Origin of the sequence: Nitrosomonas eutropha, assembly GCF_900116685.1 — a bacterium.
Lineage (GTDB): Bacteria > Pseudomonadota > Gammaproteobacteria > Burkholderiales > Nitrosomonadaceae > Nitrosomonas > Nitrosomonas eutropha_A.
In genome coordinates, this window is record NZ_FPBL01000001.1 from 12,246 (window position 1) to 32,392 (window position 20,147).

Genomic DNA, 20,147 nt, shown 5'->3' on the forward strand with positions numbered 1-20,147 from the left:
GATTGAAGATGCGCCGATCGGCGTTACAGCCATACTCGGCTGAGAATGGGAAAAACGTAATATAAACCGCAGGAAATTATCGAGTTATGCATATCTGAAACCGGCAGCAGTGCTTTCCGGTGAAAATACCGGGCTTCCAGCCCAGCTCCAAGGCCGATCACAAAAACCCGGCTCCTGGTTTGCTCAACAACCGGCTCATGTCGTGGTTCACTTCGCGATCATGATATAACCCTAATCATTAGACTTCGTGCTTACCATCCAAATGCATTTGGCAAAACTGCAAGGATGGGCCTGCCATTCGATCCAATAGTTTTTGGTGATCTTTAAGAAAATTAAGAAGTGATTGTGCTTTTTGGTGGTGATACTTGAAGATGAAGTGGGGGTCTATATTGTCACGATACAACGCAAGTGCCTCACAGTAGAGACATGTCAGTTTGTGAAGTCTCACCGTTGCGAGTTTAAATTCCTTTGGATTGATGTAGTTTGGTTCAAGGATTCCCCAGACTACGTCTCCAAACTCAACTGTTTCTCCGGATTTCAAGGCAGCGAGCTCACGCTCAAGCCAATGCATGATCTCATCGTCTGCTTTAGTAACATGCGCTAGCAGATCTCGCTTTAGCATTTCATGCTGCACACCAGATAGCTGTTCACTCTGTAGATGAATTGTGTAAACCAGAAGAAGAATGCTGATGAAAGCAAGAAGTGCGCTAGAAACTCCACCAAAGTAATCTCCGAACTGACCCCAGTCTTCGCCGCTCGTTGAGAACGGTTTATCAAATCCAACGTAAGCATAGTAGATACCACCCACAGTAGCGATAAGCAGCAGACCAACGATAAGGACGAGGAGAATTCTTGACATGAAGCCCAAGCCGAAGGTCAGGGGCACGCACTATAAACGATACGTCCCCTGGAGTGAAGAGTTATGCTGTAATAGCAAGTTTTGGACGCTGATCCATGGCGTATCCCGAAGGATCAGCTCGGCGACCGCAGTTTGGACACCGTTTGCTAGCTAACCAAAGATCCGTTGGAAGTTTGCCAAAACGAGCTTCGTAGAGAACGCGCGAATCACCCCATGCCGCTTTCAGGTTTTCTTCATCCTCCTTACCACGCATTCCGAAATACGGAAAATGGTGAAGAAAGTAACCAAAATAATTTTGGCAATCTTCCTGATACTTTTGTGTATCCAAGATATGGAAATGCCAGAAATCGTCCACTGAAGACGATGGGATGACAGCTACATCTGGATTTTCTTTGCAAAGAATTAAATATTTTTCGTACTCAGATGCTACCCGTCTTGTGAAATCAAGAGACCAGCCCAAGCCTTCTTCCTTATCCATGACCTTGACCATGATTGGTTCCAAGTCCAGATCGGTTAAAGATTTTTCATTCATCATTTTACCTCACGGTTGGTTAAATAAATTTCATAACATAATGTTATACAACATCAAATATCCAGTTTGTTGTCACATCACCTTGTATAAGAAGATTTAACAATCTAATTTTTCACTAACAAATTCTTAAACATTCCATCCACACCGAAAATCAGGACATATGCATTATTAAAAATCTACTGAATCAGATATGTAATGAAATCCATTCAGGCACAATGGTATCGAAATTGTTTTATTTTCCTGATTAACGAGCTGTTTAAGAGCTTTATCCAGCTGAGTCGGGTAGTAGAATAAATTTGTTATAACTACATAACGGGAGCCTAGTGCAAAGCTTTAGTCTCATTCGCCACTTGTTATAAAGCCTTACGGTTTTACTATTGCGGTACTTTTGTATCACTCTGGCGAAGAGAAAACTGTCTTTGCGAGGAAGCGCAGCCGACGAAGCAATCCAGTGCCTTTGTTACCATTGCTGCTGGATTGCTTCACGCTGCGCGTTCGCAATGACGGTTTTTAACCAATTGCCCAAACAACTGCTGATTTCTCCTTCAGTTCCAGTCTTCACTGGTTAAAAAAGAAAAGTTGTTTTTCTATTTATTCCTCTAAACCTTTCCTTACGCGGTCCGTTACTGCTCTCAACGGCGGTTGAATATTCTGCACACAGATGCAGATCAGGGCCGGAAAACGATGGTGGGCTCGCTATTAAAGAGCACCACGATACTTTAAAAAGTACTTCTCGGAAGGAGAAACAAAAATGCCACAAGTTATCAATACCAATATCGCCTCACTCAATTCACAGCGCAACCTCAATTCTTCCCAAAATGCGCTGAATACTGCCTTGAATCGTTTATCCAGCGGGCTGCGCATCAACAGCGCCAAGGATGATGCTGCTGGCCTAGCAATTTCCGAGCGCATGACTTCACAAATTCGCGGGCTCAACCAAGCAGCGCGCAACGCCAATGATGGTATTTCATTGGCACAAACGGCAGAAGGTGCGTTGAGTGAAATCGGCAACAACTTGCAGCGTATCCGTGAACTGGCCGTACAATCGCGTAATGCTACTAACTCCAACGATGATCGTGCTGCACTGCAAAAAGAAGCCGCACAATTAAAGGCAGAGATTAACCGGGTTGCTAGCCAGACCAGCTTTAACGGCACCAAGCTGCTGGATGGCAGTTTCTCCAACAAGGTTTTCCAAGTTGGTGCTAACGTTGGTGAAACGATCAGCATTGCCAGCATTACAAATGCCACGAGCGCTAATCTCGGTACTTCCAGCGTAGCCCAGGTAACAGGAGTTGCTGCTACTGCATTTACCGCAATTACTGCCGGTGACCTGACCATCAATGGGGTAAGCGTCGGTGCCATTGCTGCTGATACCAATGCTGCAAACCGCGCCTCGAATATTATGAACGCTATTAACTCTTATTCCTCCCAAACTGGCGTTTATGCAACGATTTTATCCTCCGCTCCGGAGCAGTTGGTATTAACCAACTCTGGCTCTGTGACTGCTACACCGAACATCGTGATCGCTGGTGCTGCGACCGCGGCGACGACTGGCCTGACCGCCGGAACCACTGCTCCTACAACCTCAACAGGTTTTGCTGCATTGGATGTTTCCAGTGAAGCGGGGGCTGATACAGCAATCACAACAATGGATGCGGCATTGAAGGCGGTCAACTCTGCTCGCGCTGATCTGGGAGCCATTCAGAATCGCTTTGGCTCAGTTGTAACCAATTTACAAACGGCTAGCGAAAACCTGTCTGCTTCCCGCAGCCGCATTCAGGATACTGACTTCGCGGCTGAAACGGCTGCACTGACTCGTGCGCAGATTATGCAGCAGGCTGGTGTCGCGATGCTGGCGCAGGCCAATGCGCTGCCTAACAACGTGTTGTCCCTGTTGAGATAAGCCCCTCGCCCGTCATCGCTAATGCCACGGGCATGAAGTAATCCAGTAACGCAGATTGTTGCTGGATTGCTTCGCACTGAAGTGCTCGCAAAGACGGCACACTCCGTCATCGCGAAGCCTGACAAGGCTGCGGCGATCCAGCAGCAACGCCAGGATGGTGTTTTTTGTCAGCAATAGGTAAAGATGAAGGATCCGTGTGTTTATATCATGGCTAGCAAGCGTAATGATACGTTGTACACGGGGGTAACTTCTGATCTTGTACAACGCGCCTGGCAGCACAGGGAAAGCGTGGTGGAAGGGTTTACCAAGAAATACCAGTGCAAGTTGCTGGTCTGGTATGAGCAGCATGGGTCAATGGAAAGTGCGATTTTGCGGGAGAAGCAGATCAAGGCCGGTAGCCGCGCCAGGAAACTTGCCTTGATTGAAGCGCAAAACCCGGATTGGCGAGATTTGTATGAGGAAATTGTGTGAGCAGTGGTTATGGGAATGAAAGGGCCGGATTGTTCCGTAACGTTTCTGGGTTGCCACGTTGCTTACGCAACTCGCAAAGACGGCATACTCCGTCATCGCGAAGCCTGACAAGGCTGTGACGATCCAGCAACAACGCTGGCAGAATGCGCAAAATTGCCAATTCTCTTCGTTGTGGTGGTTGTACTGGATTTCCTGGGTTGCCACGTCAGCCTGCGGCTTCCTCGCAATGACAGCATTGCTCTCGTCATCACGAGGAGCAACGTGACGCGGTCATCCAGTATGCAGGTAGTTACCGGATTGCTGTTAATGGTGACGATGGTTACTGGATTGCTTCGTCAGCTATGCTTCCTCGCAAAGACGGGGTGGGTGGCTTCGCACCAGTGCTCGCAATGGCAGTTTTTTTCCGTCAAGTGCTTGGCAAAGACGGCATACTCCGTGTCAGCTGAGGCTTCCGTGCAATGATGAGTCAGTTTACAAACAGTAATTAAAAGGAGATTGGTATGGATATCAACGCAGTTGCTACTGATATGCTGCGGGCGATAGCACCCGTTCAGCCGGCTGTGCCAGTTACCCGGACGGGGGAGCAGGAAACGGCCGCCGCTCACCAGCCTCCGGCTGAAATCAGCGAAAGCGAAATTAAACCGGAGCAGGTGGTAGAGGCAGTTAACCAGATTCAGCAGTTTACGCAAACGCTCTCACAGAACCTGAAATTCTCGATCGATGAGGATACCGGCAAGACCGTGGTCAAAATTGTGGATGTGCAAACACAGGAGGTGATCCGCCAGATTCCTTCGGAAGAAGCCATCCGAATTGCGGGGGCGCTGGGAAAAATTCAGGGATTGTTATTCAATGGCGAGGCCTGATGATGGAATAATCATGCGGAACTATCCTTACAAACGCTGCCAGACGTCAAACATCAGGGTAAAAACCGGCTGGCGGCAATAATCAGCCTCACCGTAAACCACTAAGCCTCGCTATTCACGGATCAATAAACAACTTCGCAGCAATACCTCGTCTGTTTTTGTGCATTGACGTTTAACGCTTGACGTTATATTGTTGCAAACATGATCAGAACTTTCGCTACAAAAGAAACCGCAGCATTATTTGCCAACGAAAAGGTCAAACGCTTGCCACCGGAAATCCTTCAGATTGCTCGTCGGAAACTGGTGCAGCTGCATCGCGTCTCTTCCATAGAAGAATTGCGCATCCCTCCCGGGAACAGGCTTGAGAAATTATCTTCTGATCGGACTGGACAATGGAGTATTCGTATTAATAACCAATGGCGAATCTGTTTCCGGTTTGAAGCCGGTGATGCGTTTGATGTTGAAATTATTGATTACCATTGAGGAAGGAGTGTCTATTTTATGACGATTCGATTCGAAGACCTGGAGCACATGGATTTCAGTGACATTGCTGAAGGTGAAAAATTACCCCCTGTTCATCCTGGTGAAATTCTGCGAGAAGAATTTCTTGTGCCCTTGCAGATGACGCCTCATGCGCTTTCCCTTGCTTTGCAAATTCCAGCTACGCGTATTAATGATATTGTGCTGGAACGCCGCGCAATTACGACTGATACTGCATTGAGGCTGGCCTGCTATTTCGGTAATACCGCCGAATTCTGGATGGGGCTGCAAATGGATTATGATATGGCAATTGCCCGCCACTCTTTGCGAGATGCGTTAAGTAGAATTCAACGCTTTACGCCTGCTAATGCGGAGCAATGAATAGCAGAATGCCGTCAGGCATTGCGGATTTTGTGATCAAACAATGGATAAAATAACATTGCAGCGCTGGAACAGTTCCCGAGACTGAATGGACGATATTATTCCATTTCTAAATCAAAACTAACTTTGTCGGCTTCGCCTGGCCGTATTATTTATACTGTCTGCGACTCGCCTTCGTGTCATTTTTGATTTGGGAATGGAATTACTTATCGCGCAAGGTCTGCATGGTTCTGCGGGCAAAACAGAGGTCTTCCCATGCCTTGGCCTTGTCCGTCAGCGAACGTAACAGATAGGCCGGGTGGTAGGTCGCAATTAGGGGAATACCTGCAAATTCATGCAATCTGCCACGCAAGCTGGCAATGCTGTCGCCCGTTGCCAGCAGATTCTGGGCGGCCACCTTGCCCAAGGTTACGATCAACCTGGGTTGAATCAGTGCAATCTGGCGCAGCAAATAGGGACGGCACTGCTGTGCTTCTATTTCTAGCGGGTTGCGATTATCCGGTGGGCGGCATTTAACGACATTGGTAATATAAACACCTTGTTCGCGCCCGAGATTAATCGCCTGCAGCATGCTGTCGAGCAGCTTCCCGGCCTGGCCGACAAACGGTTCACCCAGCGCGTCTTCCCGGGCACCCGGGCCTTCTCCAATAAACAACCAGTCTGCCTGTTCATCACCCACACCAAATACCGTTTGCTTGCGCGTCTGACAGAGTGGACAAGCGGTACAACTGCTCACCATCTGCCGTAGCTGCTCCCAGTTTGCACGCGCAATTAAAGCCGATCGGTCATCAACTATGGAAGATTCCACAGCGGTTTCTGTATGCACAGTCGGGCACTCTCTTGAATCAGACGATTGAACAGACGGCTGCCCAGAAATGGTGCCTGGTCTAACACGCCACACGGGTAGCAAGCCTAATTCTTTGAGACGATTGGGATCCATGGCGGAGTCTTTCCTGATCAGGCAGGATGAGAAGTCAGGGTATTCGAGATTCCCGGGATCATAGCTCCAGCCTCATGATCAGCGCATCCTCGCGTCCGCACATTGCTGGATAATAATCCTTGCGCACGGCAATTTGCTGGAATCCCAGTCGCCGATACAGATTTGCCGCACCGGTATTGGATTCACGCACATCCAGTAATATAAATTCTGCCTGGTGTTTTCTGGAAAGTTCGATCAGATAGCGCAACATCTCCCCGCCCAGCCCCTGATTTTGCCAGGCGTAACCCATACCCAGCGTCAGCACATGCGCTTCACCCGGCCCGATCATAAGAATGCTGTAACCCATTACCAGATCGGTATCCGGCTCGGCACCCTGCTGCTGCACCATCACCTGGCAATGATGACCTGTCTTGATTGAATCACTAAAATTGCCGATTGACCACGGAAAAAGAAAAATTTCGTGCTCAATACAAATAACCTGTTCGAGGTCACTCAGACGCATTTCACGAATTCTGATCTGAAAAGGGCGTGCCCCGATCTGTGTCATCGCTGTCGTTCGCTTTCCTTCAGTGCCACCTTGTTGCGGATATACACTGGTAGTGCCTCTTCTGCCGCCCTGCCCTCGCCATTGGCAAACTTGATCGCTGCCAATTGTGCAATTTCACGCGCATGCGGGTAACAATCGGGAATAATCTGTTGCAGGTTTTCGCTGTAAGTTTTTGACAAGACTGATTGATGCAGAGCAAAACCACTGCCACATCCCGTCCATCCCTCCCCGATTACCTCTGGAGCTGTTTCTGGCCGACATAGCAGTGGAGCATGAACAGGAAACCAGCCGGTTTCCATTTTTTCATAAGCTGCAAAATAGAGTTCACCCATGCGCGCATCCCGCGCCGCCAGCACCCGAGAGGCATCCACCTGTTGCGCCAGGGCTTCCAGTGTACTAACCCCGACTACCGGAATATCCCGTGCAAAAGCCAATCCCTGAGCAATGCCGCAGGCAATACGCAACCCGGTAAAGGAACCCGGGCCAGCTCCGAAAGCGATGCCCTCAATCTGGCTCAAGGCAACACCAGCTTCAGTTAGCATGGTTTGCAGCATCGGCAATAATAATTCGGAATGGCGCTGACCCGCCAGCTTTTCCCTGCTGATAATGTTTCCATTTAGCCACAGAGCCAGGGAGCAGTATTCGGTAGAAGTATCAAGCGCGATGATGTTCATCGGAATCCTGTGGTTCAAGCGCCCAGTCTGCAAGAGATTGATAGACCGATTCGTATGGTGTCTGCCGGGATTGTACCAACGACCATTGAGTCACCGGCCAATCAATCGCTTGGATTGAATCAGGCAAACTGCAGTGCCTTACATTTCTTATCAGCGTGACGTGTGGTGTAAATAGATGTGTATCGTCATACCGGATTTTCAAGGCAGAAAGCAAGTGTTGCAGATCTTGCACAAGTGCAGTTAATTCTGCTGGACATTGACTTGTCCCGGCCACCATGACTCCGGCTTTTTTCCAGAAATGAACCTTGTCCAGGGTCAAATTGAATGGAGATTGTTGGATAATCGGGGCTGCCTGACACAATCGTGGAATATTACCTGGATCAATTTCGCCCATGAATGCCAACGTCAGATGCAGATTTTTCGACTGAATGCAACGGCCTGAACAATCATCCACCAGCTGCCGCGCCAGTTTGGCTAATTGATCCCTTGCGATATCTTGCGGCCACAATGCAAGGAACAGCCTGACAGAATGAGCAGCGCCGGGCATTATGACTGTGCTTCGCCTTCGTTCCTGTCAGCGATCAGGCAGATCACTTCCGCGACGATACCTTCACCACGCCCGACAGCACCGAGTTTCTCGGCAGTTTTTGCCTTGATATTAATATCTCCAGCAGGCATGGCAAGATCCTGTGCAATGTTGGTAATCATTCCGGGAATATGGGAGGCCATTTTAGGTGCCTGGGCGATGATCGTCGCATCGATATTCACGATACGATAACCTGCTTCAGTCAGCAGCCGGTGAACCTCGCGCACCAGCTTGCGACTGTCGATATTTTTGAAACGCGCATCCGTATCGGAAAAATGCCGACCAATATCCCCCAAGGCAGCAGCACCCAGCAGTGCATCACATAAGGCATGCAGCAACACATCCGCATCTGAGTGGCCCAGCAGTCCCTTCTCATACGGAATAGTTACACCCCCAATGATGAGATTACGCCCGGCAGCCAACTGGTGAATATCAAACCCTTGTCCGATTCTGATTTTTTTCATGGTAGCTGGATAATATGTTCTGATATGTTCTGAAGCGAGCAGGTCACCCGAATCCTGAAGAACAACAGAAATCATCTGACTGCACGCTCCTGTACGAATAGAATTTACAATTATCGCATGGCCAATCCAGTTGTAGGAATTCGGAGCTGGCTCTTCACAAATTACTAAACACAAGCAATTGTCAGTGTTGTGCCAGCAAATAATCCCGTAACACTACAGCCTGGTTGCATTCGGTGTCGTGTGCCCCGTAAAGTAGTGTCAATTTCCCTTCAGCGGCCTTATCCAGCAACGTTTTCACTCCAGGATTAGCAGATAATTCATCACGATAGCACTGCTCAAATTCCGCCCATTTTGCATGGTCATGATTGAACCATTTGCGCAAATCAGCGGTAGGCGCGATTTCCTTCAGCCACAGGTCACATGCCACCTGCTCTTTGGTTCGTCCGCGCGGCCAAAGTCTATCCACCAGGACACGGCAACCGTCCGCAGGATCAGCTGATTCATAAGCTCTTTTAATTTGGATGTCCATCTCGGTTAAAACCTCGTATGCTTTAATCATGTCATTAACTATACAATATCTGCTATGAGCCATACACCCGTTCTGGAATTAAGCGATATCAGCAAATCCTACTCGGATCGACAGGTGTTATCCGGTTTATCCTACAGCCTTGCCGCTGGAGAATATGTCGCCATCATGGGTGATTCCGGGGTGGGAAAATCGACTTTATTGAACCTGATTGCCGGGCTGGATAGTCCCGATAGCGGCGAAATCAAAATTGATAGCAAGATCCTGCCGGTGGAAGATGAAGCGGCGACAATCCTGCGACGCAAATATCTGGGATTTATCTTCCAGGCGTTTCATGTACTGCCCCATCTGACATTGCTGCAAAATGTCTCTCTGCCACTGCTGCTCAATCATCTTTCACTTGATCGCGCACCAGCTATGCTGGCAGCAGTGGGTTTGCAGGGAAGGGAGCAGGATTTTCCTCATCAACTATCGGGAGGGGAACTACAGCGGGTCGCAATTGCCCGCGCACTGGTACATCGCCCGCGCCTGATTCTGGCGGATGAGCCCACCGGCAATCTCGATCAGGATACTTCCCGGGAAATCCTGCAATTGATTCGTTCCGAAATCAAGGCGAACCAAGCTTCCGCCATTATTGTTACGCATTCTCGCCTCGCAGCCGAAACAGCAGACAGAATCCTGGTACTGGACAGGCATGGCCTGACGCCGATTTCTCTGGAAAACCGGAAATGAGCCCGCCATTACTCACTCGCTGGCTGTTACAGGGTGAATGGCGCTCACACCGTCTGCAATCCATCGTGGCCGTGCTGGCGATTATGTTCGGGGTGGCACTGGGATTCACCATTCATCTGATCAATACAGCGGCTGTCAGTGAATTCTCCGCTGCCACCCGCAGTCTTTCCGGGACATCTGATTTGACGGTGCGTGCCCTCCGATCCACGTTCGATGAAACACTTTATCCCATGCTCAGTCAGCATGAGGGCGTAGCGCGGGCCAACCCGGTGCTGGAAATCACTGTCGGCATACCGGCCAAGGCAAAAGCTGTGCATAACCCGGTTCTCAAGATTCTGGGGCTGGATATGTTTCGTGCAATTAGTATCACACCTGATCTGCTGGGTGTACCAGCAGAGGATAAGCCAATGGACATGTTGGCCGATGATGCTGTTTTTCTGTCTCCCGCAGCAATGGAGTGGCTTGCAGTTAAACAGGGAGATTCGATCACGGTAAGCATGGGAACAGAGCAGATTACGTTGCGCGTGGCCGGTGGACTGGCGCGAGCACATGCCGGTCAGCGCATTGCCGTCATGGATATCGGTGCAGCACAGTGGCGCTTTGACCAAATCGGCCAGCTTTCGCGCATTGAGCTGAAACTGCAGCAGGGTGTTAATCACACTGCATTTCGGGAAATGCTGGGTAAGGAGCTGGGAGCTTCCTATTTACTGACTGAAAGTCAGGACGATGATACACGCGCGCACAATATGTCACGCGCCTACCGCGTCAACCTGAATATTCTGGCGCTGGTGGCACTGTTTACTGGCGCGTTTCTGATTTTCTCCAGTCAGGTTCTCTCTACCATCCGACGGCGATCACAGCTTGCTCTATTGCGTGTGCTGGGCATGACCCGTCGTCAGCTTCTGCGCCAGCTTCTGCTGGAGAGTGGATTACTTGGTGTACTGGGATCGCTGCTGGGGCTGGCACTGGGATATTTGCTGGCGGCGATGGCGCTTCGTCATCTTGGCGCAGACTTGGGAGCCGGTTTTTTTCCGGGACTGGAACCGCAGTTACATTTCGATCCACTGGCTGCCATATTTTATTTTTTACTGGGAACCGGCGTTACTGTACTGGGCAGCCTGTTGCCTGCATGGGAAGCAGCACACACACATCCGGCGCCCGCACTCAAGTCTGGCAGTGAATACACTGTACTGGCAGCACTACGTGCACCCCGGCTGGCTGCTGTCTGCCTGCTGACGGGTATTATTTTTGCCGGATTGCCACCAGTGTATGATCTGCCTGTGTTTGGCTACCTGGCCATCGTCCTGTTGCTGATTGGCAGTATGGCTGCATTGCCATATTTATGCGGATTACTTTTCTCCACTCTGTTACGCGCACTCAATCCAAGTAAATCAAACATTTTGTATATGCTGGCAGTCACCCGGCTTTCAAATGCTTCCGGCCTGGCAGCCATTGCGCTGGGTGGTGTACTGGTCAGCTTCAGCTTAATGGTGGCTATGGCGATTATGGTAACCAGTTTCCGCGTATCGGTAGATAACTGGCTTGCACAAGTATTGCCCGCTGATCTTTATCTGCACCCCATCATTCATCAGGATATGCGCGGCCTGACAACTGATGAACAGCAGACTATTACTTCTCTGCCAGATATTGCACGCATTGATTTTATCCGTTCGATACCGGTTACTCTGGATCCAACCAGGCCTAACATCACGCTGCTGGCACGCCCGATTGATCGCAATGACCCCGGATTGATAGTCCCATTGACAGAAAACGCGCTATCCCCCGGGGAGATTTCCCCTGATACGGTACCGATCTGGGTATCGGAAGCAATGGTTGATCTGTATGGATTTAAAATCGGCAAGCAGGTCACACTGCCTTTTGCCGACCCTTCGCAATTGTTCATCGTTGCCGGGGTGTGGCGGGATTACGGACGTATCTTCGGCGCGATTCAGATGGAATTATCTGATTATCGCAAGCTGACCGGAGATGATCATGTCAGCGATGCAGCGCTATGGATAAAACCTGGAGCAACTATTCACACAGCGATATCAGCACTAAAGGCGCTGCCGTTTGGAGATACGCTAGAAATCATGGAAACCGGCCGGGTGCGTGCAGTTGCCTTGAAACAGTTTGACCGCAGCTTTGCAGTAACCTATCTGCTGGAGCTGGTCGCAATTGGTGTAGGGTTAATGGGCGTAGCGGCCAGCTTCTCGGCACAAACGCTGACCCGGATCAGAGAATTCGGCATGTTGCGCCATATCGGGCTCAGCAGGCGACAGATTCAGCGCATGCTGACGCTGGAAGGCGGATTGCTGGCTGGATTCGGTATTATCACTGGATTTTTGCTAGGCACAGGTATTAGTCTGATTCTTATTTTTATTGTCAACCCGCAATCTTTTCACTGGACCATGCAACTGTACGTGCCTTGGGCATGGCTGGTACTGATGGCATTGGCAGTACTGGGGGCCGCGACATTGACAGCGTCGGTGGCTAGCCGCCGCGCAGCGTCTGGCAATGTCATCCGGGCAGTTAGGGAGGATTGGTAATGCGTTACTTATGGATATTATTAGGCTGGCTGATTTTTCAGAGCTCCCTGCTTTCGGCTCCACCTGTATTGGCTCCTGTTGTACCCGGTAAAATATTTGAATTCCCGGATGATCATGGCGCTCATCCTGATTTCCGGATCGAGTGGTGGTATGTGACCGGCTGGCTGGAAACACCAACAGGTGATCCGCTAGGCTTCCAGGTTACGTTTTTCCGTTTAACTACCCAAACTGACAGGGATAATCCCAGCCATTTTGCTCCCCACCAACTAATCATCGCACATGCAGCACTATCCGATCCTGCAATCGGCAGGCTACAGCACGACCAAAGAATCGCCCGTTCAGGATTCAATCTGGCATATGCCCGAACCGGCAATGCCGATGTAAAACTGGATGACTGGACCTTTCTACGCACAGCGGATGGCGACTACCAGACTAACATCAAGGCAGATGATTTCACCATGAAATTATCATTTACACCTTCACAACCCTTAATGTTGCAGGGTGAAAATGGTTTCTCGCGCAAAGGGCCAAAAACAGCACAGGCCAGTTATTACTACAGCGAGCCGCATTTACAGGTAAATGGAACAATCAGTCGCCAGGGGAAGGATATGTCTGTCACCGGAACAGCCTGGCTCGATCGTGAATGGTCGAGTGAGTATCTCGATCCGGATGCAGCAGGCTGGGACTGGGTCAGCGCGAACCTCAATGATGGTTCTGCATTAATGGCTTTTCAGATACGCGGGAAAGATGGCAGTAAAATCTGGGCATACGCTGCGCTACGCGATGCTTCTGGTCGCGTGCAATTTTTCACGCCTGAGCAAGTCAGTTTTCACCCGGTCCGTACCTGGCGCTCTACCCACACGCAGGCTGTTTACCCGGTTGCTACTCGTATTAGAACAGATAAGATCGAATGGCAGATTACTCCTTTAATGGATGATCAGGAGCTGGATTCGCGCGATTCCACCCGCGCTGTCTACTGGGAAGGTGCTATCACGCTTACACGTGATGGCAAACCGGCCGGGCGAGGTTACATGGAACTGACTGGTTATGTACAGCCATTAACGATGTAACAACAACACACAGATTGGGTATTCTCAAGCATTACAAACCGGTAAGATTTACTCATTTACCGATCAAGGCGATAACAATATGAATCTGGATAATGAATCCTTTGACAAGGAGCTGGATGTGCGTGGACTCGTTTGTCCGTTACCCATTCTCCGCACAAAAAAATTCCTGTCTGAAATGGCACATGGGCAGGTGCTCAAAATCATGGCAACAGACCCGGGCGCAATGATTGATTTTCAGGTATTTGCCGATCAGACAGGGCATGAGTTGCTGTCTTCATCTGAAGCTACGGGTGAATATCTGTTCTATCTAAAAAAAAGATAGCATTGAAAACCAGCATATATATTTGCTCCGAGTAACAACTTCTATCATGCCTGCCTGATCTGTCTATCACAAAAGGCTTTGCGAACCGCGATACTGCTACTGCGACCCGAAGTTTGCACAAGCAAAGCAAGGCTTCAATCTCTCTTCTCTTCCCTCCCGTAACCGGCTATACTTACAGCGACGTACGCAAACATATTGAAAATAAACAGAAAATTTATATGATATATGTCATGCGTTTTGTTGTTGAACTTTATCCTATATATACACTCTTACAAGTACCTGAAAACAGGTGTTTTTTATACTAAAACAGAGGAGGTGCTCGCCATGAAAGCTTTGAAATCCGGGTGTTGTATGAGGTTGACTAGATTAACCGAGGTTTTCTTGACAACCCGGAATTGTCCTAAATCAGATTTCACTCTGAAACCAGACTGGTAACTGACTTTTATCAGGAGCTTCCACGGAAACTCCAATTTTCGCGAAAAGGAGTAGTTTTATGGCTACAAATGTATTGAAAGACAAAGCTGCACAGCAGGTTGCTGATCAACCAACTTATGATAAATCTGAGTGGTTTGATGGCAAGTACTATAAATTCGGGCTGCTGCCTATCTTAGCTGTGGCTGTGATGTGGGTTTATTTCCAGCGTACATACGCCTATTCTCACGGCATGGACTCGATGGAGCCGGAATTTGACCGGATCTGGATGGGCTTGTGGCGTGCTCAGATGGTCGCTCTGCCTCTTATAGCACTCTTCGTGTGGGGATGGTTATATAAAACCCGCAATACTGCGGAACAGCTCGCCAGTCTGACTCCAAAGCAGGAAATAAAGCGGTATTTCTATTTCCTGATGTGGCTTGGGGTCTATATATTTGCAGTTTACTGGGGATCAAGCTTCTTTACCGAGCAGGATGCTTCATGGCACCAGGTGATTATCAGGGATACGAGTTTTACTCCTAGCCATATTCCTCTGTTTTATGGTTCATTCCCGGTATACATCATCATGGGAGTGTCGATGATTATTTATGCCAATACCCGGTTGCCGCTGTACAACAAAGGGTGGTCATTCCCTCTGATCATGACCGTAGCAGGACCGTTGATGAGTCTGCCTAACGTTGGCCTGAACGAGTGGGGACACGCCTTCTGGTTCATGGAAGAACTCTTCAGCGCACCGCTGCACTGGGGCTTCGTGATTCTGGCTTGGGCTGCCCTGTTCCAGGGTGGGCTTGCCGTACAGATCATAGCTCGCTTTTCCAACTTGCTTGACGTGGAGTGGAATAAACAAGACAGAGCCATACTGGACGATGTCGTAACCGCTCCTTAATCAGGTAAATTTACGGCCCCCGGATTATTTTAGGGGGCCAGGCCTGAATGTTATCCTTCCCTGATTACTGAAACATGATGCTGCTAGCACTGGCATCAATTACCACACGGCACTTGCCTGGTAATCAGAAATTTCTACGGAATTGGCTACAGACAGTAATTATTACTGCCTGTAGCCGCTCTGTTACATTACATATAAACTTTTCCCTGCAAAGTCTCACTCATTCACACCAAACAGCAGATCAGACTATTGTTTACTGGTAAGTGAACCCAAAAAAGCTTTTACATCTTCGACAAAACCCGAACCAACATCACGGCCCAACTGATATCTGGCCATTTTTTTGATAGCTTCATCCAGTGTGGCAACAGAACCATCATGGAAATAAGGGCCAGTTTTAGCAATATTTCTCAAGCCAGGCACCTTGAATACCTTTTTATCCGCTTCCAGACCGGTAACTTCATACCTACCAAGATCACTGGTTGCATACGGCTCAAACAAGCCAATTTTCTTGTATGAGTTGCCACCAATGGCAATACCGTGATGACAATTGGAACATCCCATACGAACAAATTTCTTCAATCCTCGTTTCTCGGCGGCACTTAAAGCATTCTCGTCACCTCTGAGAAAATCGTCAAAGCGCGAAGGCGTGATGAGTGTGCGCTCGAAAGCACCAATTGCCCTGCCAATGTTCTTGTACTGAATAGGATCTTTTTCACCCTTGAAAGCATCGGCAAACATAGTCTGGTATTCATCTATTTTTTTTAGCTTGCTAACTACAGCTTCTTCATCAGGCATCCCCATTTCTATCGGATTCAAGATCGGGCCAAGCGCCTGTTCTTCAACATCTCTGGCGCGTCCATCCCAGAACTGAGCCATATGCAGCGCAGCATTGAACGTGGTCGGGGCATTTCTACTACCACGTCTGCCATCATACCCCAGCGAGGTCGGTTGGCTATCAACACCAAAATTATCCAATTGATGGCAGGAGCTGCAGGAAATAGTGTCATTAATTGAAAGTCGCGGGTCGAGATACAATTTCTTGCCTAATGCAATCAAAGCGGCATTTTTTGTTTCATCAATAATCGAAGCGGGCAACGGCTCAAAACTCTGTATATAGTTTTGCGCGTAGCTATAAGAGCTTGCCACTAATGCCAGCAATAAGAATATTATTTGCATAAAATCTCCGGAAATTTACATAAACACCTTGACCAATTTCGCGCAATAACTCTTTTCATGAGACTGATCGCGGGAAATTCCAAGGGTTGTTTATAGAGTAGTTGACTAAAACAGGAAGTCAATATTTTATAAGAACCTGTTCAATATCTCACTGAAGGACGCATTACGGCGTTTAAATTGAACTCAAAATGCTCACATACTTCAAGTATGCTCCGCTTTCTCGTTCAATTTTGCCTCGCACTGCATCCCTTGATCTAGACCTTGAACAGGTTCTGAGAGGAGAGGTGTTCAGACCTGTTGATACAACGTTTCACCAGTATGTCAAACGCAGCCCGGAATTAATTTTGGGTTGTGGCACGTTCTCGCAGGATCAGCTCAGCCAGTTTCAGATCCTGCGGGTAAGTCACTTTAAAGTTATAAGCATTTCCTACTACTAACTTGGGAGAGAATCCCAATGCTTCTACTGCACTAGCATCATCCGTAATACCCGTTGGGGCCTTTTCCAGTGCTTCAAGCAGCAGCTTCGTGCGAAACATTTGCGGTGTCTGTGCCTGCCATAGCCGTTTTCTCGATTCAGTACGCATTACCCGACCGGTATCATTCATGTGCTTTAACGTATCTGCCAGCGGCACTGCCAACAAACCACCGACTTCGTCATCTGCAAGCTGGTCAAGTAACTGCTCAACCAGGGTTGTACTTAATCCCGGGCGCGCTGCATCGTGCACCAGTATCCAGTCCCGATCCTGTGCATAATTTGCAGCACGCAATTCCTTCAGTCCGTTAGTAACACTTTCCGCACGAGTTGCCCCGCCGCAGTTAAATATCCGGATCTTGCCAGTAAACTCATCCCAATCATGCCGCACCCATTCAGTATCATCAGGTGCCAGCACCACACAGACTGTGGAAATACGGGTAACGCTGCACAGGGTGCGCAGTGCGTGGTAAATCATAGGTTTACCTACCAGTGGCCGATACTGCTTGGGAATATCTTCCCCCATACGTGAACCGGAGCCAGCTGCCGGGATCAACGCTATAAACTCAGCCATAAGAGAAAATCATGTATGAAAATAGTCCAGGCAATCAGGAAATGGTGCTGTCATGGTCGATTTGTGACAGATGCCGGGCGACTGACCAGCGCGCCCCAATCCACCCTAGTGCACCGGAGAATAGCAGCAGAATCAGACTATCCCGCCAGGAAAGATGATTGAGCGTAAATGTAGTGGCATATAACCGGGCCAGTTCAGACAGAGCTTCATTCAGTTTGAGGATTGCAAAATAAAGCAGCAACCAGGCCAGCGCTGCGCCCGCCGCCCCCTGTAGTGCACCGAAATAGAGAAATGGCCGGCGGATATAGCTATCCGTGGCACCAATCAGTTTGGATAGCTCAATCTCATCATGCCGCGTCAATATTTGCAGACGGATAGTATTGAATATAACGATCACAAGCGCTACGCCGAACAGTGATGCCAGCATAATGACGACCAGTCTTCCCACATCAAGCATGGCATCCAGTTTTCTGGCCCAGTCGGTATCTACCAATACATGCGCTACTCTGGGCCAGATCTGTACCATGGCTTGTATTTTTTCTATTTCATTGGCAGATATATGCCCAAGATTGATTACAAACACATCAGGCAATGGATTTTGCCCGAGATTATGCATCACCTCCGCCATCCCACTTTCCTGCTGTAGTTCCTGTAACGCAATTTCCTTTGAAATAAACTGAAAGCCTTCAATTGTGGGCATCTTTTCCAGCCGAGCATTGATCAGCTCAACATCGGCCTGGCTGGCTGCCGTATCCAGCATAATGGTCATTTGTTGCGTGTCTGTTGCCTGCCCTGATATCTCACGCAAGTTTTCCAGCAGTATAAAAATACCCGTGGGCAAGCTCAGAACAATACTGAAAACGATGATACTCAGCAGACTGGTAACAGGAGCAGCCGCAAGTTGTCTGAGTGCGCGTAACAGCGCATATCCATGTTGGGACAGCCAGCTGCTCATGCGACCAGCTTTCCGTGGCGCAGCTCAAGTACACGATGTTGTGTCATATCAAGCAGTATCCTGTCGTGTGTCGAGATAAGAACGGTAACACCCACCTGATTGAACGATTCGAAAACAGCCATGATGTCTCGCGCATAGCCGCTATCAAGATTGGCAGTAGGTTCATCTGCGATCAAAATGGTTGGGCGATGGACAACAGCGCGCGCAATGCACAGCCGCTGTTTCTCCCCCCCCGACAAAGTAACCGGGTCGGCCTTCTCCTTATTTAGCAAACCAACTTTATCTAATGCCGCACGCACACGCGAAGCACTGGCTCTCGTATCAAAGGCCGTCACCTGCAATGGCAACATGACGTTGGCAAAAACATTACGGTCATACAGGATTTTTTGTTCCTGAAAGATCATTCCTATATTCCGGCGCAAGTAAGGAATGGCACTTCGTCTGAGTGAATCAATATTTTGCTGCCCCACCACGATACTCCCGGAAGTTGGGCGTTCTATCGCTGTCATCAACTTCAGTAGCGTACTTTTACCAGCACCAGAGTGCCCGGAAAAGAAAATCAGCTCTCCCTGACTAATCGACAGGGTAATGCTTTTAAGTGCCTCATACCCTCCCGGATAAAACTTGCTGACATTATTGAGGCTGATCATTGCGGCCATACCGGGCACTCAAATAAAACAGAGGATATTAATCGAACAGTGCTTCTGCAAATTCCCGGGCATTAAAAGGCCTTAAATCATCCAACCCTTCCCCCACTCCGATAAAACGTAAAGCGAGCGGATTATCGGCAAATTGTGCAGCGATGGCAGCAATTACGCCACCCTTGGCAGTTCCATCCAGCTTGGTCATGACCAGCCCGGTAACGCCCAGAGCATCATTAAAGGCTTTTAGCTGGCTGACAGCGTTCTGACCAGTATTCGCATCCAGCACCAGCAGTACCTCGTGTGGTGCATCAGGTATGGCCTTGGCAACGACGCGCTTGATTTTTTTGATCTCTTCCATCAAATGGAGCTGAGTAGTCAGGCGCCCGGCGGTATCAGCCAGAACGATATCTATTTTTCTTGCAATGGCTGCATTGACCGCATCGAAAATCACAGCAGCCGGATCACCTTTTTTGCCTGGATCGCTTTCCTGGGAAATAACCGTGATCTGGTTGCGCTCGCCCCATACTTTAAGCTGCTCCTGTGCTGCCGCACGAAAAGTATCACCAGCCGCCAGCAACACCGAATGTCCCTGCGACTGGAAATAATGAGCAAGCTTACCGATGGTGGTAGTTTTACCAACACCGTTTACACCAGCAATCATGATCACAAAAGGTTGATGCCCGGTTGTAACCAGTGGTCGCTCCAACGGCTGTAGCAATTCAGTCAGCGCATCCTGTAAAGCTGTTTTAAGTTGTTCAGAATCATCCAGTGCATCACGCTTGACACGGGTACGCAGTGATTCCAGCAACCGGTTTGTTGCCTCGATTCCAGTATCTGCTGTCAATAAAGCTGTCTCAAGCTCCTCATACAGGTCTTCATCGATTTTCCTGCCACCAAACAACCCGGACAACTGCTTGCCAAGCTGCTGTCGTGTGCGTGTCAGACCCTGCCTGATCTTGTCGGCGAAACTGACTGACTCAGCTTCAATCTGAGCAGGATTTTTTTCGTCAGAGTTCTTTTTGGATTTAAAAATGCTAAACATTCTGGTAGGCTGTTTCTGTTTCGTGGAAACAAACATCATACCATCAACCAATTGCCGGGGTAATGTCGGT

The 20,147-nt window shown here is 48.9% G+C and carries 24 protein-coding genes; 10 read left to right on the top strand and 14 right to left on the bottom strand.

Translation table 11 applies throughout. The features are described 5' to 3' along the window. Positions 1-238: 238 nt before the first annotated feature. Both BM331_RS00105 and BM331_RS00110 read right to left on the bottom strand, forming a co-directional pair. Positions 239-859 (bottom strand): hypothetical protein, encoded by a 621-nt coding sequence (locus BM331_RS00105; RefSeq protein WP_143000385.1) that lies wholly within the window; start codon positions 857-859, stop codon positions 239-241. Positions 860-920: 61 nt separating this feature from the next. After that, the gene (locus BM331_RS00110) at positions 921-1,394 is read right to left on the bottom strand and encodes a glycine-rich domain-containing protein (protein WP_218154519.1); all 474 of its coding nucleotides are present in this window, start codon (positions 1,392-1,394) and stop codon (positions 921-923) included. 748 nt (positions 1,395-2,142) lie between these two features. Here BM331_RS00110 and BM331_RS00115 point away from each other — a divergent pair. Further along, entirely contained in the window at positions 2,143-3,294 is a 1,152-nt protein-coding gene (locus tag BM331_RS00115; protein ID WP_074925732.1) for a flagellin, read from the top strand. Between the two features lie 18 nt (positions 3,295-3,312). Here the strand turns inward: BM331_RS00115 and BM331_RS11920 are convergent, their stop codons facing one another. After that, the gene (locus BM331_RS11920; RefSeq protein ID WP_218154520.1) at positions 3,313-3,468 is read right to left on the bottom strand and encodes a hypothetical protein; all 156 of its coding nucleotides are present in this window, start codon (positions 3,466-3,468) and stop codon (positions 3,313-3,315) included. Between the two features lie 9 nt (positions 3,469-3,477). On the opposite strand from BM331_RS11920, the gene BM331_RS00120 reads away from it, so the two are divergent. From BM331_RS00120 to BM331_RS00135, 4 genes are all read left to right on the top strand, one after another. Continuing rightward, positions 3,478-3,765, top strand: coding sequence for a GIY-YIG nuclease family protein (locus tag BM331_RS00120; protein ID WP_074925735.1), 288 nt, complete (start codon positions 3,478-3,480; stop codon positions 3,763-3,765). Between the two features lie 500 nt (positions 3,766-4,265). Continuing rightward, positions 4,266-4,628, top strand: coding sequence for a flagellar protein FlaG (locus BM331_RS00125; RefSeq protein ID WP_074925738.1), 363 nt, complete (start codon positions 4,266-4,268; stop codon positions 4,626-4,628). Between the two features lie 201 nt (positions 4,629-4,829). Continuing rightward, on the top strand, positions 4,830-5,111 hold the full coding sequence (locus BM331_RS00130; RefSeq protein ID WP_074925740.1) for a type II toxin-antitoxin system RelE/ParE family toxin: 282 nt from the start codon (positions 4,830-4,832) through the stop codon (positions 5,109-5,111). An 18-nt stretch (positions 5,112-5,129) separates the two neighbouring features. Then, positions 5,130-5,489, top strand: coding sequence for a HigA family addiction module antitoxin (locus BM331_RS00135; protein ID WP_074925743.1), 360 nt, complete (start codon positions 5,130-5,132; stop codon positions 5,487-5,489). A 202-nt stretch (positions 5,490-5,691) separates the two neighbouring features. Here BM331_RS00135 and BM331_RS00140 read toward each other — a convergent pair whose 3' ends face one another. The 6 genes from BM331_RS00140 to BM331_RS00165 form a co-directional block, all read right to left on the bottom strand. Beyond that, complete coding sequence (locus BM331_RS00140) at positions 5,692-6,429, bottom strand: uracil-DNA glycosylase (RefSeq protein WP_074925747.1); 738 nt, start codon at positions 6,427-6,429, stop codon at positions 5,692-5,694. A 58-nt stretch (positions 6,430-6,487) separates the two neighbouring features. Next, positions 6,488-6,976 (bottom strand): ribosomal protein S18-alanine N-acetyltransferase, encoded by a 489-nt coding sequence (gene rimI, locus BM331_RS00145; protein WP_074925751.1) that lies wholly within the window; start codon positions 6,974-6,976, stop codon positions 6,488-6,490. Next, positions 6,973-7,650 (bottom strand): tRNA (adenosine(37)-N6)-threonylcarbamoyltransferase complex dimerization subunit type 1 TsaB, encoded by a 678-nt coding sequence (tsaB, locus tag BM331_RS00150; RefSeq protein WP_074925754.1) that lies wholly within the window; start codon positions 7,648-7,650, stop codon positions 6,973-6,975. Before tsaB ends, rimI begins: the two co-directional genes overlap by 4 nt. Next, positions 7,631-8,197 (bottom strand): RNA 2',3'-cyclic phosphodiesterase, encoded by a 567-nt coding sequence (thpR, locus tag BM331_RS00155; protein ID WP_074925756.1) that lies wholly within the window; start codon positions 8,195-8,197, stop codon positions 7,631-7,633. Before thpR ends, tsaB begins: the two co-directional genes overlap by 20 nt. Then, a complete protein-coding gene (ispF, locus tag BM331_RS00160; RefSeq protein WP_074926756.1) occupies positions 8,197-8,700 on the bottom strand; it encodes a 2-C-methyl-D-erythritol 2,4-cyclodiphosphate synthase in 504 nt (167 codons plus the stop codon). Before ispF ends, thpR begins: the two co-directional genes overlap by 1 nt. 181 nt (positions 8,701-8,881) lie before the next feature. Further along, complete coding sequence (locus tag BM331_RS00165; protein ID WP_074926758.1) at positions 8,882-9,229, bottom strand: DUF488 domain-containing protein; 348 nt, start codon at positions 9,227-9,229, stop codon at positions 8,882-8,884. A 54-nt stretch (positions 9,230-9,283) separates the two neighbouring features. On the opposite strand from BM331_RS00165, the gene BM331_RS00170 reads away from it, so the two are divergent. From BM331_RS00170 to BM331_RS00190, 5 genes are all read left to right on the top strand, one after another. Further along, positions 9,284-9,958 (top strand): ABC transporter ATP-binding protein, encoded by a 675-nt coding sequence (locus tag BM331_RS00170; RefSeq protein ID WP_074925759.1) that lies wholly within the window; start codon positions 9,284-9,286, stop codon positions 9,956-9,958. Continuing rightward, complete coding sequence (locus BM331_RS00175; protein ID WP_074925762.1) at positions 9,955-12,504, top strand: ABC transporter permease; 2,550 nt, start codon at positions 9,955-9,957, stop codon at positions 12,502-12,504. The genes BM331_RS00170 and BM331_RS00175 overlap by 4 nt, the downstream gene beginning before the upstream one ends. Further along, on the top strand, positions 12,504-13,574 hold the full coding sequence (locus BM331_RS00180; protein ID WP_074925764.1) for a lipocalin-like domain-containing protein: 1,071 nt from the start codon (positions 12,504-12,506) through the stop codon (positions 13,572-13,574). Before BM331_RS00175 ends, BM331_RS00180 begins: the two co-directional genes overlap by 1 nt. Before the next feature lie 79 nt (positions 13,575-13,653). Beyond that, positions 13,654-13,896, top strand: a complete 243-nt coding sequence (locus tag BM331_RS00185; protein WP_074925766.1) for a sulfurtransferase TusA family protein — start codon at positions 13,654-13,656, stop codon at positions 13,894-13,896. Positions 13,897-14,389: 493 nt separating this feature from the next. Then, positions 14,390-15,214 (top strand): methane monooxygenase/ammonia monooxygenase subunit C, encoded by an 825-nt coding sequence (locus tag BM331_RS00190; protein WP_074925769.1) that lies wholly within the window; start codon positions 14,390-14,392, stop codon positions 15,212-15,214. Between the two features lie 246 nt (positions 15,215-15,460). Here the strand turns inward: BM331_RS00190 and BM331_RS00195 are convergent, their stop codons facing one another. From BM331_RS00195 to ftsY, 5 genes are all read right to left on the bottom strand, one after another. Beyond that, positions 15,461-16,390 carry a cytochrome-c peroxidase gene (locus BM331_RS00195; RefSeq protein ID WP_074925773.1) on the bottom strand — a complete coding sequence of 310 codons (930 nt, stop codon included), beginning with the start codon at positions 16,388-16,390 and terminating at the stop codon, positions 15,461-15,463. Positions 16,391-16,728: 338 nt separating this feature from the next. Next, entirely contained in the window at positions 16,729-17,436 is a 708-nt protein-coding gene (gene ispD / locus BM331_RS00200) for a 2-C-methyl-D-erythritol 4-phosphate cytidylyltransferase (RefSeq protein WP_074925776.1), read from the bottom strand. A gap of 34 nt (positions 17,437-17,470) precedes the next feature. Then, positions 17,471-18,391, bottom strand: a complete 921-nt coding sequence (gene ftsX, locus BM331_RS00205; RefSeq protein ID WP_074925778.1) for a permease-like cell division protein FtsX — start codon at positions 18,389-18,391, stop codon at positions 17,471-17,473. Further along, positions 18,388-19,041: a cell division ATP-binding protein FtsE gene (locus BM331_RS00210; RefSeq protein WP_074925782.1), complete on the bottom strand. Its 654-nt coding sequence runs from the start codon at positions 19,039-19,041 to the stop codon at positions 18,388-18,390. Before BM331_RS00210 ends, ftsX begins: the two co-directional genes overlap by 4 nt. A gap of 37 nt (positions 19,042-19,078) precedes the next feature. Beyond that, positions 19,079-20,077 (bottom strand): signal recognition particle-docking protein FtsY, encoded by a 999-nt coding sequence (gene ftsY, locus BM331_RS00215; RefSeq protein WP_074926760.1) that lies wholly within the window; start codon positions 20,075-20,077, stop codon positions 19,079-19,081. Positions 20,078-20,147: the final 70 nt, after the last annotated feature.

Excerpts from the sequence above, each read along its gene's own strand:
- BM331_RS00105 (WP_143000385.1), bottom strand. The coding sequence starts at position 859 with ATGTCAAGAATTCTCCTCGTCCTTATCGTTGGTCTGCTGCTTATCGCT.
- BM331_RS00110 (WP_218154519.1), bottom strand. The coding sequence starts at position 1,394 with ATGATGAATGAAAAATCTTTAACCGATCTGGACTTGGAACCAATCATG.
- BM331_RS00115 (WP_074925732.1), top strand. The coding sequence starts at position 2,143 with ATGCCACAAGTTATCAATACCAATATCGCCTCACTCAATTCACAGCGC.
- BM331_RS00120 (WP_074925735.1), top strand. The coding sequence starts at position 3,478 with ATGAAGGATCCGTGTGTTTATATCATGGCTAGCAAGCGTAATGATACG.
- BM331_RS00125 (WP_074925738.1), top strand. The coding sequence starts at position 4,266 with ATGGATATCAACGCAGTTGCTACTGATATGCTGCGGGCGATAGCACCC.
- BM331_RS00130 (WP_074925740.1), top strand. The coding sequence starts at position 4,830 with ATGATCAGAACTTTCGCTACAAAAGAAACCGCAGCATTATTTGCCAAC.
- BM331_RS00135 (WP_074925743.1), top strand. The coding sequence starts at position 5,130 with ATGACGATTCGATTCGAAGACCTGGAGCACATGGATTTCAGTGACATT.
- BM331_RS00140 (WP_074925747.1), bottom strand. The coding sequence starts at position 6,429 with ATGGATCCCAATCGTCTCAAAGAATTAGGCTTGCTACCCGTGTGGCGT.
- rimI (WP_074925751.1), bottom strand. The coding sequence starts at position 6,976 with ATGACACAGATCGGGGCACGCCCTTTTCAGATCAGAATTCGTGAAATG.
- tsaB (WP_074925754.1), bottom strand. The coding sequence starts at position 7,650 with ATGAACATCATCGCGCTTGATACTTCTACCGAATACTGCTCCCTGGCT.
- thpR (WP_074925756.1), bottom strand. The coding sequence starts at position 8,197 with ATGCCCGGCGCTGCTCATTCTGTCAGGCTGTTCCTTGCATTGTGGCCG.
- ispF (WP_074926756.1), bottom strand. The coding sequence starts at position 8,700 with ATGAAAAAAATCAGAATCGGACAAGGGTTTGATATTCACCAGTTGGCT.
- BM331_RS00165 (WP_074926758.1), bottom strand. The coding sequence starts at position 9,229 with ATGGACATCCAAATTAAAAGAGCTTATGAATCAGCTGATCCTGCGGAC.
- BM331_RS00170 (WP_074925759.1), top strand. The coding sequence starts at position 9,284 with ATGAGCCATACACCCGTTCTGGAATTAAGCGATATCAGCAAATCCTAC.
- BM331_RS00175 (WP_074925762.1), top strand. The coding sequence starts at position 9,955 with ATGAGCCCGCCATTACTCACTCGCTGGCTGTTACAGGGTGAATGGCGC.
- BM331_RS00180 (WP_074925764.1), top strand. The coding sequence starts at position 12,504 with ATGCGTTACTTATGGATATTATTAGGCTGGCTGATTTTTCAGAGCTCC.
- BM331_RS00185 (WP_074925766.1), top strand. The coding sequence starts at position 13,654 with ATGAATCTGGATAATGAATCCTTTGACAAGGAGCTGGATGTGCGTGGA.
- BM331_RS00190 (WP_074925769.1), top strand. The coding sequence starts at position 14,390 with ATGGCTACAAATGTATTGAAAGACAAAGCTGCACAGCAGGTTGCTGAT.
- BM331_RS00195 (WP_074925773.1), bottom strand. The coding sequence starts at position 16,390 with ATGCAAATAATATTCTTATTGCTGGCATTAGTGGCAAGCTCTTATAGC.
- ispD (WP_074925776.1), bottom strand. The coding sequence starts at position 17,436 with ATGGCTGAGTTTATAGCGTTGATCCCGGCAGCTGGCTCCGGTTCACGT.
- ftsX (WP_074925778.1), bottom strand. The coding sequence starts at position 18,391 with ATGAGCAGCTGGCTGTCCCAACATGGATATGCGCTGTTACGCGCACTC.
- BM331_RS00210 (WP_074925782.1), bottom strand. The coding sequence starts at position 19,041 with ATGATCAGCCTCAATAATGTCAGCAAGTTTTATCCGGGAGGGTATGAG.
- ftsY (WP_074926760.1), bottom strand. The coding sequence starts at position 20,077 with ATGTTTAGCATTTTTAAATCCAAAAAGAACTCTGACGAAAAAAATCCT.